The sequence below is a fragment of the Staphylococcus simulans genome, assembly GCF_002902285.1.
GTDB lineage: Bacteria > Bacillota > Bacilli > Staphylococcales > Staphylococcaceae > Staphylococcus > Staphylococcus simulans.
Window position 1 is genome coordinate 1 of sequence record NZ_PPRU01000023.1, and the last position, 12133, is coordinate 12133.

Sequence of the window (12133 nt, forward strand, 5' to 3'; positions counted from 1 at the left end):
TATTTCGAATGTTTTTGACAAATCTAACAGTTTTACTTAACTCTTTATACTCTTTAAAACCATATTCATTATAAAAAAATTCAATAAACCAACATAAGTCTCCAAATTGCAAATATTCAATCAAAAACCATATGGGTGTATTTTCCTCATATTTACTATAATCTAATTTTCTATAAGAATCGTACTTTAAATGTTTTAACATTTTGGAATATGGATTACTTATATTCGAATTCTCTTTAATATAAGTAAAAAAATCACTCACTACATTATAGCCATCTTCACTGTCAACTTTTGTAATAGTTCTTAGAATATTCAACTTAATTGAGTGTTCTATATCTAAACAAAATTTTATGATAATATATCTTAATTGCATATCAAGACTTGCAAGATCAACTAAATTTTTAAAATCAACTTTCTGGTATCTTTCAATCAGTGCGTTTTGGTATCTAACTTTTTGCATAGGATAGTTATCTACAAAACTATTCAGCTTAAAATAGTAGTTTTTATATTCTAATATTTTCATTGCCTCATATTCGTCTATATAGTTAAAATTTACCCCTTTAAACTTCATATAAAAAATAAGCGACTTAAATGATAATGACATAGTAAAATCAGACCTTTTCTCATTTGTTAGATACATTATACATAAATACAGAAAAAAAGTATTCATTAAAATTGAATTCTAGATTTCGTCCTCAATATTCAAAAAATACGTCTTACCTTACTACTTAAATAATTGATTTACTTTCTATTTTTTCGCACTCTCTTTATTAGATTAGGATTACAGAGTTATTTTCAAAAAACGTTTTAAATTTACACAATGTATTCAATAAAAAAACCCATAACCACGAGGGTTACAGGCTTTAAGTGACGTCCTGGGAGGGATTCGAACCCCCGACCGATGGCTTAGAAGGCCATTGCTCTATCCAGCTGAGCTACCAGGACATAATTTTTTAATACAAGAATTATTATATCTAATTAAAGTATTTAAATCAATACCATTCATAATAATTTCTGTTATGATTTTTCACTTTAGAAGATGTATTGCACTTATCATGACAAGTATATCACTTTTCTCAAGTAGAGAACAGTTAGGAATGCCTAAGTGTCAAGAATCTGTCAGATATACCACGGGTATGCATAGAACATTGTGAGTTAAGGAATTTAGCCCAATTAGATAAAAGATGATTGTATAGTAGAGATATCAAAGGTTGGTATTCCACTTAACCTTAAACAATACAAATATTGAGGTGACAATCATGGAAGGTTTATTCAACGCAATCCAAGCTACAATTGAAGCAGCTCAAAACGGTCAAAACTTAGAATTAGGTAAAAACATCGTAGACATCATCACAAACGGTGCTAGCATTGTAAGTAAACTCTTTGGTATCTAATATAAAGCCAAACATTCACCATATTGTTTTAGCGAGAAGATCTAATAAGGTCTTCTCTTTTTTGTGTTCGAATTTATGGATTACTTTTCTCACGACCTTAATCTAAGCACCCTCCTACTATTTTATTGTAAAATAGTTATACACTTTAACTGATGGAGGTGGCGATGTGGATCAAGAAGAAGAATTGAAACGTTTAAAAACAGAAAATGAATTACTTGTCATGAAATTAAGACTTAAAGAAAAGTATATTAAAGAATTAGAAGCTGAATTAAGACAACGCAAAAGATTGCCGATTCATTATATAAAATCACAAACACTTGCGGACCACTTTGTCACACTCAAAATTGAAACAACCGGTTTAAGCTCTGATTTTCATGATGCTTTTCAAATCGCACTCGTCGAATTTAAAAATGGTCAAATGATAAACCAATATATGAAATACTTTCGACCTACACGCTTATTAACAAGAAAAGTGATACAAATGACAGGTGTTACGAATGAGTTCTTAGAAGACAAAGATTTTATTGAAAAAGAAGATATAGAAGCCATTCGTACATTTATTGGAGATAAACAAATCGTAGCGCATGCGGCAACTTTCTCTATGAAATTCCTATTACGTTATTTCGACGACTTTAATATAGATATGCCTGAATATACTGTGCTAGATACACTCCCTCTTGCGAGAAAGTTAGTGAAAGATACACCTAATCATAAATTCGACACTTTAAAGACATACTTTAACTTAGAAAACTATGAACCTGAAGATGCTTTAACCGATGCGATAGTAACAGGTCAACTTGCTTTGAAGCTAAATAAACTAAAACAATAAAGAGAGACTACATTTATGAATATCAATTTCTTACCTGCTTTGAAATCATTTGTCGCTAAAATGAACCAAGAACTGCTAGTACTCTATTTATCATCGAAGGATCAACGCACACCAATGACCGTTAAAATACTTGCAGTCTGTATCGTTGCTTATGCATTAAGTCCGATTGATTTGATTCCTGATTTCATCCCTGTTTTAGGTTATCTAGATGATATTATTATTGTGCCATTAGGTATTGCCTTGTGCTTAAAATTAATACCTGAACCTATTCTTCAAGATAATCGTCGAAAAGCATCTAAACTCAATAAAAATATCCTTTCACACAATTGGTATGCGGGTGTTTTGATTATCATCTTGTGGATAATCGTTATAAGTGTGATTGGTTATTTTATTCTCAAAAACTTTTTTTGGTAATTAACATACCTTTAACAAAAATAAGCATCCATGTCGTTTTATTAAGACATGGATGCTTATTTCAGCTTTTATCTATTATTTTCTTTTATTGTTTTGAATGATCTTGTCCGTGCAACATCCAACGTACATTATATTTATCTGTAAATGAACCCATTTTACCGCCCCAGAATTGTTCTGCTAGTGGCATATCTACATGTACAGATTCATCATCTTTTACTTTGTCATATAAAGCTTCTACACGTTTTGCATCCGCTTCATCATTAATATCATAATCAATTAATAAAGAAATACCTTCGTTGATTTGAACATCTTTACCGAACGCATCAGATGCGTATAATGTCACACCTGCAATTGTAAATTCAGAATGCATTGTTTTATTGTCCGCTTCTTCTTCACTCACACCAAAGTTTTCAGCTTGTGATGGATCAACAGCTAAACGTTGAATATCAGTTGCGCCAAAAACCTCTTCATAATATTTTAATGCCTCTTTAGTATTGTTAAACGCTAAATATGGATATAATTGAGTCATAATCAATCCCCTTTTTATTTAATGTACTGCATTCTAATCATACCTTTTATTTGTAGTTTCAAACAACAAATAAGCGGGGATATGATGATAAGTTAAAAAAAGAAACTCGAGGTGTTAAAATGATTCAACGTTTAGACGAAGTCAAGTTATATGTGAATGACCAAGAAACAGCCAAAGCTTTTTGGACAGAAAAATTAGGTTTCACTGTTTCATCCGATACAGAACAACATGGTATGCGTACTATTGTACTGCGACCATCAAGTGACGCACAAACAGCCATTGTCCTCCACAACAAACAAAAGATACAATCATTAGATTTAGGTATTAGTACAGAAACGCCTTCTTTAATGTTTGCGACAGATGATATTGAACAACTCTATCAAGATTATCAAGACAAAGACATCACAGTCGGTGATTTAGTCGACATGCCTCAAGGCAGAGTCTTCAACTTTGCGGATGATGAAAATAATTATTTCGCAGTCAAACAAATCTAATAAAAAAGATGCTGGAGGATGAAAATTTTCACCCTTCAGCATCATTATTTTTAGTTATTTTTCAATTTTAACCGTTTACTTTAAATTCAACTGTTTCAATAATGTCATGATTTCTATTTCTGAAATTCAATGTGACATTTTGACTATCTACTAAAAGTTCAGCATAAGTTTCTTCCATCATACTTCTTGATTGTGAAATACTGCCTGGATTAATCACATGTACCCCTTCTATTTCTTCATAACGAGCAATATGTGTATGTCCATAAAAGGCTAACTGACAATTTTCTTCTTTAGCTTTTTCAGCTAGAAGTTGACGTGTCGTATTCACTCTGTATAAATGTCCATGTGTATAGAAAGCACGCAAACCTTCATCACTGATGACATTTTCATTTGGAAACTCCGGATAGAAATCACAGTTACCTTTAACGCGATGGTATAAACTTAATTCTGTATCATCATATTGGAACTCTGAATCACCTAAATGCAACGCAACATCAACTTGGTCATAGTGGTTCACCACTTCAAATAAAATACCAGACTCTGTGTGGTTGTCACTTACAATAATCCAACGTCTCAAATTTGATCACCCTTTAAATAAGCTTTTAATTTATCAATCGCTTGACGTCTATGGCTGATTTCACCTTTTTCTTGATCCGTTAATTGTGCCATTGTTTTATGCATTCTTGGTACATAGAATATCGGATCATAACCGAAACCATGTTCACCTAATTTTTCCATTGTAATTACACCGCTGACTGTGCCTTCAAATGTCACAGTTTCTTCGCCTGGTGCACTCATGCTGATGACACAAACGAATTCTGCCGTACGATGGCGGCTGTTACCTTTTAATTTCTCTAATAACTTTTCAATATTCGCATTATCATCTTTATCTTCTCCAGCATAACGCGCTGAATAAATACCAGGTTCCCCATTTAGCGCATCCACTGTTAAGCCACTGTCGTCTGCGATGACACGTTTGCCTAACGCTTGAGCTGCTGCCTCAGATTTTAATTTTGCATTTTCTTCAAATGTTGTCCCTGTTTCTTCGACATCAAAGTCTGAAATTAATTCACTGATACCAATCACATTGTATTCAGGAAAGATAACTTTAAAGTCGTTGATTTTTCCTTTGTTGTTTGTCGCAATTACTAAATCTTCCATGTCCTTCACCTCAATATTAATCCACTTTCACATGTGTTACTTCAACATTATCTATTTTTAACCATTGTCCAATGATGTATTGGATATGTTTTGTATCCCCTGTCGCAAAGAAGCGATGTTTCGGATGTGGGGTATAATGCGCATGTTCATGACTGAACGTCAATAACGCACTGACCTCACGTGCTGTTTCTAAACCAGATGATATCACAGTTTTATTACCACCGAAATAATCATAAATCGGTTGGAAGAGTAACGGATAATGCGTACATCCTAAAATTACCGTATCAGCATCATTATTTCTATATTGTTTTAACGTCTGATGAATCACAATATTTGTTGCGACGGGATCATGATAACGCATTTGTTCCACTAAAGGTACAAAATCCGGACATGCAACTCCTGTGACTTCAACATGCGGATTAATCGCTTGTATATGTTTTGTATAAGCTTCTGATTTAATTGTCCCTTCAGTACCCAACACCATTACTTTATTATTTTGTGTCGTCATAATCGCAGTACGTGAACCAGGTTCAATTACACCAATTACCGGAATCGGTAATAAGGCTTTCAACGTATCTAATGCGACAGCCGTTGCGGTATTACATGCGATAACCAGCATTTTAATATCATATTCCATTAATTTATTCGCAAGCTGTACCGTGAAATCACATACTTGCTTGCCATCTCTTGGTCCATATGGACATCTGGCACTATCACCAAGATAATAGATCGTTTCATTTGGCAGCTGACGTATTATTTCTTTGGCTACAGTGAGGCCGCCGACTCCTGAGTCAATTACTCCGATGGGTTTATTCATGTCTTTTTCATCCTCACACTAAAGCATTCTTAGACTATATTTTATCATAACCCTGAATTAGATTGCATGAATGGTTATTTGGTTTCATGAGACAAAATGTAGACGAAAACGCTTTAAAGATTAAAAGCTTCAGAATAATGTACCTCTCCACTCATATTCATTAGCACATTTTCCTTCAATTCCAAAATCATTAAATAAGGTTCCATCTCTTTCATTGGTCCAAAAATATGATAAGCCGCAGCCAGTTCAAACCCGAACTTCTGATAATAAGTTGGGTCACCTAAAACTACAACTGATTGATAACCTAGTTGTCTTGCGGTTTCTAATGCTGTTTCAACCAACTTCGTTCCTACGCCTTGTCTTTGATAATTCGGCGCTACACTTAATGGTGCAAGCGCTAATGACGGCGTTTCAGACCCAATAGTAATCTTAGACATCATAATATGACCGATAATCTCCTCTTGTTCTGATAGAGCGACCAAAGAGAGTTCAGGTACATAAGCGGTACTTTTTCTTAAACGTTGGACTAATAGATGTTCCGTCTGATCACTCATCTCAACGGTTTCAAAAGCTGCTTGAATCAATCGTTCTATAGCTTGTTCATCATTTGATTGTTCTGTTCTGATTTTCATCTTCGACTTCCTTTCTTCCACTAAAAAAGAGGCAAGGAGTCGCCCTCCTGCCTCTTGATTTATTATCAAATTATTGTACTTGGTGGTCAGAACCAAAGAATGATTTGAACATGTAGAATGAAGTTTCTCTGTTCAACGCTGCGATTGAAGTTGTTAAAGGAATACCTTTAGGACAAGCATTCACACAGTTTTGTGAGTTACCGCATTCTTGAAGTCCGCCGCCGCCCATTAAAGCGTCTAAGCGTTCGTCTTTAGTCATTGAACCTGTTGGATGCAAGTTGAATAAACGTACTTGTGAAATTGCTTGTGCCCCTACGAATTCGTTTTTACTTGTTACGTTAGGACAAACTTCTAAACACACACCGCATGTCATACATTTAGATAATTCATACGCTGTTTGACGTTTTTTCTCAGGCATACGTGGTCCAGGACCTAAGTCATACGTACCGTCAATCGGTACCCATGCTTTCATACGTTTTAAGTTATCGAACATACGAGAACGATCAACTTGTAAGTCACGTACGATTGGGAATGTGCTCATTGGTTCTAAACGGATAGGTTGTTCTAATTGGTCTACAATCGCTGAACATGCTTGACGTGCATGACCATTGATAACCATTGAACAAGCACCGCATACTTCCTCTAAACAGTTCATGTCCCATGTTACCGGCGCAACTTTTTCCCCTTTTGTATTATACGGATTACGTCTGATTTCCATCAAACAAGCAATCACGTTTAAATTCTCACGATAAGGAATTTCAAATTTTTCTTCATATGGCTGTGAGTCCGCAGTATCTTGTCGCTTAATGATTAAAGTTACAGTTTTAGAGCTATTTTGAGCTGGTTGTTGAACCGCTTCATCTTTAACTTCTTCTGCCATTATGATTTGCTCCCTTCTTCCTTACTTGAATCTTCTTTACTAGATTTTGATTTAGATGAGTAGTCACGTTTACGTGGTGGAATTAAGCTGATATCCACATCTTCGTATTCGAATCTTGGTGGATTATCGATTCCTTCGTAAAACGCTTTTGTTGTTTTTAACCACTCTTCGTCGTTACGATCAGGGAATTCTGGTTTGTAGTGTGCACCACGTGATTCGTTACGGTTATATGCACCGATTGTAATCACACGAGCAAGTACTAACATATTCCATAATTGGCGTGTGAAGAATACAGCTTGGTTACTCCAAGTTTGTGTATCTTCCATGTCAATATCTTGATAACGTCTCATCAACTCAAGAATTTTTTCATCTGTTTCTAGTAAACGTTTGTTATCACGAACTACTGTTACGTTTTTCGTCATGATTTCACCAAGTTCACGGTGAAGTTTGAAGGCATTTTCTGTCCCTCTCATGTTTAATAAATCGTCAAAACGTTTTTGTTCTTTATCGATTAAGTCTTGGTAAAGACTGTCGTCTAATTCAGTATATGAATGTTCAACAGTGTCGATATATTTTACAGCGTTCGGTCCAGCTACTGTACCGCCGTAAATCGCTGATAATAATGAGTTCGCACCTAAACGGTTACCGCCGTGTTGTGAGAAGTCACATTCACCTGCTGCGAATAAACCGTCAATTGTAGTCATTTGATCATAGTCTACGTATAATCCACCCATTGAATAGTGAACTGCTGGGAAGATTTTCATTGGTACTTTACGTGGGTCATCGCCTGTGAATTTTTCATAAATTTCGATGATACCGCCTAATTTAACGTCTAATTCATGCGGATCTTTGTGTGATAAATCTAGGTATACCATGTTTTCACCATTGATACCTAATTTTTGGTTCACACATACGTCGAAGATTTCACGTGTTGCGATGTCACGAGGTACTAAGTTACCGTAATCCGGATATTTCTCTTCTAAGAAATACCAAGGTTTACCGTCTTTATAAGTCCAAATACGTCCACCTTCACCACGTGCTGATTCACTCATTAAACGTAATTTGTCGTCACCAGGAATCGCTGTTGGGTGGATTTGGATAAATTCACCGTTCGCATAAACTGCACCTTGTTGATACACGATAGATGCTGCTGAACCTGTATTGATCATTGAGTTTGTAGTTTTACCGAAGATAATACCAGGACCGCCTGTTGCCATAACTACTGCATCAGAACGGAATGCATCGATTTTCGCATCTGTTAAGTTTTGTGCGACGATACCACGCGCTGCGTTGTTTTCGTCTTTCACAACACCTAAGAATTCCCAACCTTCGTATTTTGTCACAAGACCGTCTACTTCGAACTTACGAACTTGTTCATCTAATGCATATAATAACTGTTGACCAGTTGTTGCACCAGCATATGCCGTTCTGTGATGCAACGTACCGCCGAAACGACGGAAGTCAAGTAAACCTTCAGGTGTTCTGTTGAACATTACACCCATGCGGTCTAATAAGTGGATGATTTTCGGTGCTGCATCCGCCATTGCTTTAACTGGTGGTTGGTTCGCTAAGAAGTCCCCGCCATAAACTGTATCGTCAAAGTGGATCCAAGGTGAGTCGCCTTCACCTTTTGTATTAACCGCTCCGTTAATACCCCCTTGCGCACACACAGAGTGCGAACGTTTTACGGGTACTACTGAGAATAAATCAACATGTACACCTTGTTCTGCTATTTTAATTGTTGACATCAGACCGGCAAGTCCTCCACCGACAACAATAACTTTTTTCTCTGCCATATAAATGTCACTCCCTGAAAATATAACCTTTATTTACGCTATGCTATTGCTCTTATACGAACGCTAAGATTGCACTTACACCGATGTAAGAAACAATAACGAATACTACTAATGATACCCATGTAAATACGCGTTGTGATTTAGCTGATTGTAAGGCACCCCATGTTACTAGGAATGACCATAAACCGTTCGCAAAGTGGAAAATTACTGCTACTGTTAAAACAAGGTAGAAGATTAACCAGAATGGATTGCTTAAGTAGTCTTGCATCATGTTGAATCCTAGTTCTTTATGCCCTAACCACATTTCCACTTTTGTTTGATAGAAGTGGATTGCGATAAAGATAAACGCTAAAACACCTGTGATACGTTGTAATAAGAACATCCAGTTTCTGAACCATGAATAATGGCCGACGTTCTCTTTAGCCGTGAATGCAATGTGAATACCGTATAACGCATGATAAAGAATTGGTAAGTAAATTAAGAAGATTTCAAGTGCTAACAAGAATGGTAATGATTCCATAAATCCTGCTGCTTGGTTGAAAGCTCCTGCTCCTTTAGTCGCTTGGTGGTTAACTGTCAAATGCACTAATAAGAATGCACCGATCGGAATAACCCCTAGTAACGAGTGTATGCGTCTTAAATAAAATTGATTCTTAGTATAACCCAAAAGGAAGTCCCCCCTGTGAAACAAATGATATTAATTGATTTCATTTTCAGGTTTGTTGAAATGCTCCAAATGCTCACAAAATTAAGTAAAATCAATACAAATGACTCAACCACCAACGAACAGCCCTGCTGGGAGTTGTAAAACACTGCAATCAGCACGGCAGCTCAGCGCCATTTTTCTCTATGTATGGACCCCTATCTTAGCTGTATATGCTGAACCGATGACCGCTGCAATCCCTTACAATCGAGGCAATTGTATTCAATTACACATTAAGTGAGAATCGTTTTCATTTAGAAAGCGTTTACAAACGCACCTAAAAAAATAAAATCTCGTTAACGATATTGTAACATTTTTTCACAGCCTTTTGGGCATGAGAATTATTATCAATGGATTTTTTTCAATCTTAGTTTAAATTCAGCTTCAAATAGACTTAAAATTAAGCTGAAAGCGGCACCTCCTTCAGCTTTCACTTCAGAATATACCGCTTCTAACTTTTTTGTTCTTCCTTATTTAATTCTTGTAGTAAATTCTCAGCTATCTTTTTAGGAAAACCAATTTCTTGAAGCTCCGCAACCGTGGCTGCTTTCATTTTCTTCACAGAACCAAACGTTCTTAACAACTTCGTTTTACGTTTTGGTCCGATACCATCAATATTATCTAACACAGACGTCAAACCATGTTTTTGTCTTGTTTGTCTATGGAATGTAATCGCAAAACGGTGGACTTCATCTTGAATTCGTTGCAGTAAATAGAACGCTTGACTGTTCTTCTTAAGCGGAACTACTTCTGCGTTTACACCATACAACAGTTCTGACGTTCTATGCTTATCATTTTTACGTAAGCCTGCGACAGGAATATCTAATCCTAATTCATTCTCAAGTACATCAATAGCTACAGACATCTGTCCTTTACCGCCATCGACAATAATAAGATCAGGTAACGGTAAACCATCGTTCAATACACGTGTATAACGTCTACGGATCACTTCTTGCATGGATTTATAATCATCCGGGCCATCAACCGTTTTAATTTTATATTTGCGGTATCCTTTTTTATCTGGTTTACCATCAACAAAAGTAACCATCGCAGACACTGCATCAACACCTTGAATGTTAGAGTTATCAAACGCTTCAATACGAATCGGCGTTTGAATTCCCATTTGTTCTCCAAGCTCTTCAATCGCTTTGATTGTTCTAGACTCGTCTCTCGCAATCAATTCGAATTTATTTTCTAATGAAATTTCAGCGTTATGATTCGCCATCTCAACTAAATCTTTCTTTTGGCCTCTGACTGGTTGCACAATTTTTGTATCTACAACCGATTGAATCATGTTAGCATCCAAATTTTTCGGCACATGCACTTCTTTCGGTAAAAGATGTTGATTCAATTGATAGAATTGACCGATAAACGTATAGAACTCCTCTTCTTCTGTTTGTTGAAGTGGAATCATTGTTGTATCACGTTGAATCATATTCCCGTTTCTGACAAAGAAGACTTGAACACACATCCAACCTTTCGACACACTATAACCAAATACATCACGTGCTTTATTATCTGTCGACATGATGTTTTGTTTTTTCGTCAAGTTATGAATATGTTGAATCAAATCACGATACTCTTTGGCTTGTTCAAAGTCTAATTGTTCACTCGCTGCCATCATGCGATCTTCTAAGTTCTTAAGAATTGTTTTATCTTCACCATTTAAGAACTCAGTCACTTCTTGAATCATTTGCGCATATTGTTGTTCATCTACGTCATAGACACAGGGACCTAAGCATTGACCGATGTGATAATACAAACATAATTTATCCGGCATTTTATCACATTTACGGAATGGATAAATACGGTCTAACAATTTTTTCGTTTCTACTGCTGAATATGCGTTTGGATAAGGACCAAAGTATTTACCTGTCCCTTTTTTAACAGTTCTTGTAACCAACAAACGTGGATATTTTTCTCTCGTAATTTTAATGAAAGGATAGCTCTTATCATCTTTCAACAAGATATTGTAACGAGGTTGATATTGTTTAATTAAATTCAGCTCTAACAATAACGATTCCGTTTCACTATCTGTAACGATAAATTCAAAATTACGGATTTCTCCTACTAAACGTGTCGTCTTCGCATCGTGCGCACCTGTGAAATAAGAACGTAATCGATTACGAAGACGTTTAGCTTTCCCGACATAAATGACTTGATCATTGCGGTCTTTCATTAAATAACAACCGGGTTCAAACGGAACCACTGATAGTTTCTGTTTAATCTTTTCTTTATAGTCTTCCAACGATTAACCTCCCTTCTCCTAAAGTTTGATAGATTTACTATGAAATTCAATTTACTATTATAACAAATACCAGCTTATACGAGCGACTGGCTTGCTTAACCAACGCATTAAATTTCCATATGAAAAAGACCAGAACACTATATTCTGGTCTCAGACTGTCGACAAAGTCCTACGGACTTGTCGGCATTTTTTATTTTTTAACATTTTACATAATAACCTTTTCCCCATTTCTTGTA

General features: G+C 35.9%; 14 protein-coding genes and 1 tRNA gene. 4 read left to right on the top strand and 11 right to left on the bottom strand.

Translation table 11 applies throughout. From position 1 onward, the window contains the following. The coding region (locus CD112_RS06040; RefSeq protein WP_180991550.1) for an Abi family protein at positions 1-523 on the bottom strand (523 nt) is incomplete at its 3' end. A gap of 348 nt (positions 524-871) precedes the next feature. Beyond that, positions 872-945 (bottom strand) — tRNA-Arg (locus CD112_RS06045). Between the two features lie 314 nt (positions 946-1259). On the opposite strand from CD112_RS06045, the gene CD112_RS06050 reads away from it, so the two are divergent. The 3 genes from CD112_RS06050 to CD112_RS06060 all read left to right on the top strand — a co-directional run bounded on the left by CD112_RS06050 (position 1260) and on the right by CD112_RS06060 (position 2637). Next, on the top strand, positions 1260-1394 hold the full coding sequence (locus CD112_RS06050; RefSeq protein ID WP_002480580.1) for a beta-class phenol-soluble modulin: 135 nt from the start codon (positions 1260-1262) through the stop codon (positions 1392-1394). Between the two features lie 166 nt (positions 1395-1560). After that, positions 1561-2223 (top strand): 3'-5' exonuclease, encoded by a 663-nt coding sequence (locus tag CD112_RS06055; protein WP_057510379.1) that lies wholly within the window; start codon positions 1561-1563, stop codon positions 2221-2223. A gap of 15 nt (positions 2224-2238) precedes the next feature. Beyond that, positions 2239-2637: a YkvA family protein gene (locus CD112_RS06060; RefSeq protein ID WP_103364019.1), complete on the top strand. Its 399-nt coding sequence runs from the start codon at positions 2239-2241 to the stop codon at positions 2635-2637. Positions 2638-2722: 85 nt separating this feature from the next. On the opposite strand, the gene CD112_RS06065 is transcribed toward CD112_RS06060, so the two are convergent. Then, on the bottom strand, positions 2723-3166 hold the full coding sequence (locus tag CD112_RS06065; protein ID WP_023015783.1) for a VOC family protein: 444 nt from the start codon (positions 3164-3166) through the stop codon (positions 2723-2725). 119 nt (positions 3167-3285) lie between these two features. On the opposite strand from CD112_RS06065, the gene CD112_RS06070 reads away from it, so the two are divergent. Beyond that, on the top strand, positions 3286-3660 hold the full coding sequence (locus tag CD112_RS06070) for a VOC family protein (protein ID WP_103364020.1): 375 nt from the start codon (positions 3286-3288) through the stop codon (positions 3658-3660). A gap of 67 nt (positions 3661-3727) precedes the next feature. Here CD112_RS06070 and CD112_RS06075 read toward each other — a convergent pair whose 3' ends face one another. The 8 genes from CD112_RS06075 to uvrC all read right to left on the bottom strand — a co-directional run bounded on the left by CD112_RS06075 (position 3728) and on the right by uvrC (position 11897). Further along, positions 3728-4237 carry a YfcE family phosphodiesterase gene (locus CD112_RS06075; protein ID WP_002480575.1) on the bottom strand — a complete coding sequence of 170 codons (510 nt, stop codon included), beginning with the start codon at positions 4235-4237 and terminating at the stop codon, positions 3728-3730. Then, positions 4234-4821, bottom strand: a complete 588-nt coding sequence (locus CD112_RS06080) for an XTP/dITP diphosphatase (protein ID WP_023015785.1) — start codon at positions 4819-4821, stop codon at positions 4234-4236. Before CD112_RS06080 ends, CD112_RS06075 begins: the two co-directional genes overlap by 4 nt. Before the next feature lie 16 nt (positions 4822-4837). Next, positions 4838-5638: a glutamate racemase gene (gene racE / locus CD112_RS06085; RefSeq protein ID WP_002480573.1), complete on the bottom strand. Its 801-nt coding sequence runs from the start codon at positions 5636-5638 to the stop codon at positions 4838-4840. 113 nt (positions 5639-5751) lie between these two features. Then, positions 5752-6270: a GNAT family N-acetyltransferase gene (locus CD112_RS06090; RefSeq protein WP_103364021.1), complete on the bottom strand. Its 519-nt coding sequence runs from the start codon at positions 6268-6270 to the stop codon at positions 5752-5754. A 70-nt stretch (positions 6271-6340) separates the two neighbouring features. Further along, complete coding sequence (gene sdhB, locus CD112_RS06095; RefSeq protein ID WP_002480571.1) at positions 6341-7150, bottom strand: succinate dehydrogenase iron-sulfur subunit; 810 nt, start codon at positions 7148-7150, stop codon at positions 6341-6343. Continuing rightward, positions 7150-8946 (bottom strand): succinate dehydrogenase flavoprotein subunit, encoded by a 1797-nt coding sequence (gene sdhA, locus CD112_RS06100; RefSeq protein ID WP_023015921.1) that lies wholly within the window; start codon positions 8944-8946, stop codon positions 7150-7152. Before sdhA ends, sdhB begins: the two co-directional genes overlap by 1 nt. Positions 8947-8998: 52 nt before the next feature. Beyond that, entirely contained in the window at positions 8999-9613 is a 615-nt protein-coding gene (locus tag CD112_RS06105; protein ID WP_002480569.1) for a succinate dehydrogenase cytochrome b558 subunit, read from the bottom strand. Between the two features lie 487 nt (positions 9614-10100). Further along, a complete protein-coding gene (uvrC, locus tag CD112_RS06110) occupies positions 10101-11897 on the bottom strand; it encodes an excinuclease ABC subunit UvrC (protein WP_002480568.1) in 1797 nt (598 codons plus the stop codon). Positions 11898-12133: the final 236 nt, after the last annotated feature.

Coding starts and splice junctions, on each gene's coding strand:
- CD112_RS06060 (WP_103364019.1), top strand. CDS start 2,239: ATGAATATCAATTTCTTACCTGCTTTGAAATCATTTGTCGCTAAAATG.
- CD112_RS06090 (WP_103364021.1), bottom strand. CDS start 6,270: ATGAAAATCAGAACAGAACAATCAAATGATGAACAAGCTATAGAACGA.
- CD112_RS06070 (WP_103364020.1), top strand. CDS start 3,286: ATGATTCAACGTTTAGACGAAGTCAAGTTATATGTGAATGACCAAGAA.
- sdhA (WP_023015921.1), bottom strand. CDS start 8,946: ATGGCAGAGAAAAAAGTTATTGTTGTCGGTGGAGGACTTGCCGGTCTG.
- CD112_RS06065 (WP_023015783.1), bottom strand. CDS start 3,166: ATGACTCAATTATATCCATATTTAGCGTTTAACAATACTAAAGAGGCA.
- CD112_RS06080 (WP_023015785.1), bottom strand. CDS start 4,821: ATGGAAGATTTAGTAATTGCGACAAACAACAAAGGAAAAATCAACGAC.
- sdhB (WP_002480571.1), bottom strand. CDS start 7,150: ATGGCAGAAGAAGTTAAAGATGAAGCGGTTCAACAACCAGCTCAAAAT.
- racE (WP_002480573.1), bottom strand. CDS start 5,638: ATGAATAAACCCATCGGAGTAATTGACTCAGGAGTCGGCGGCCTCACT.
- CD112_RS06050 (WP_002480580.1), top strand. CDS start 1,260: ATGGAAGGTTTATTCAACGCAATCCAAGCTACAATTGAAGCAGCTCAA.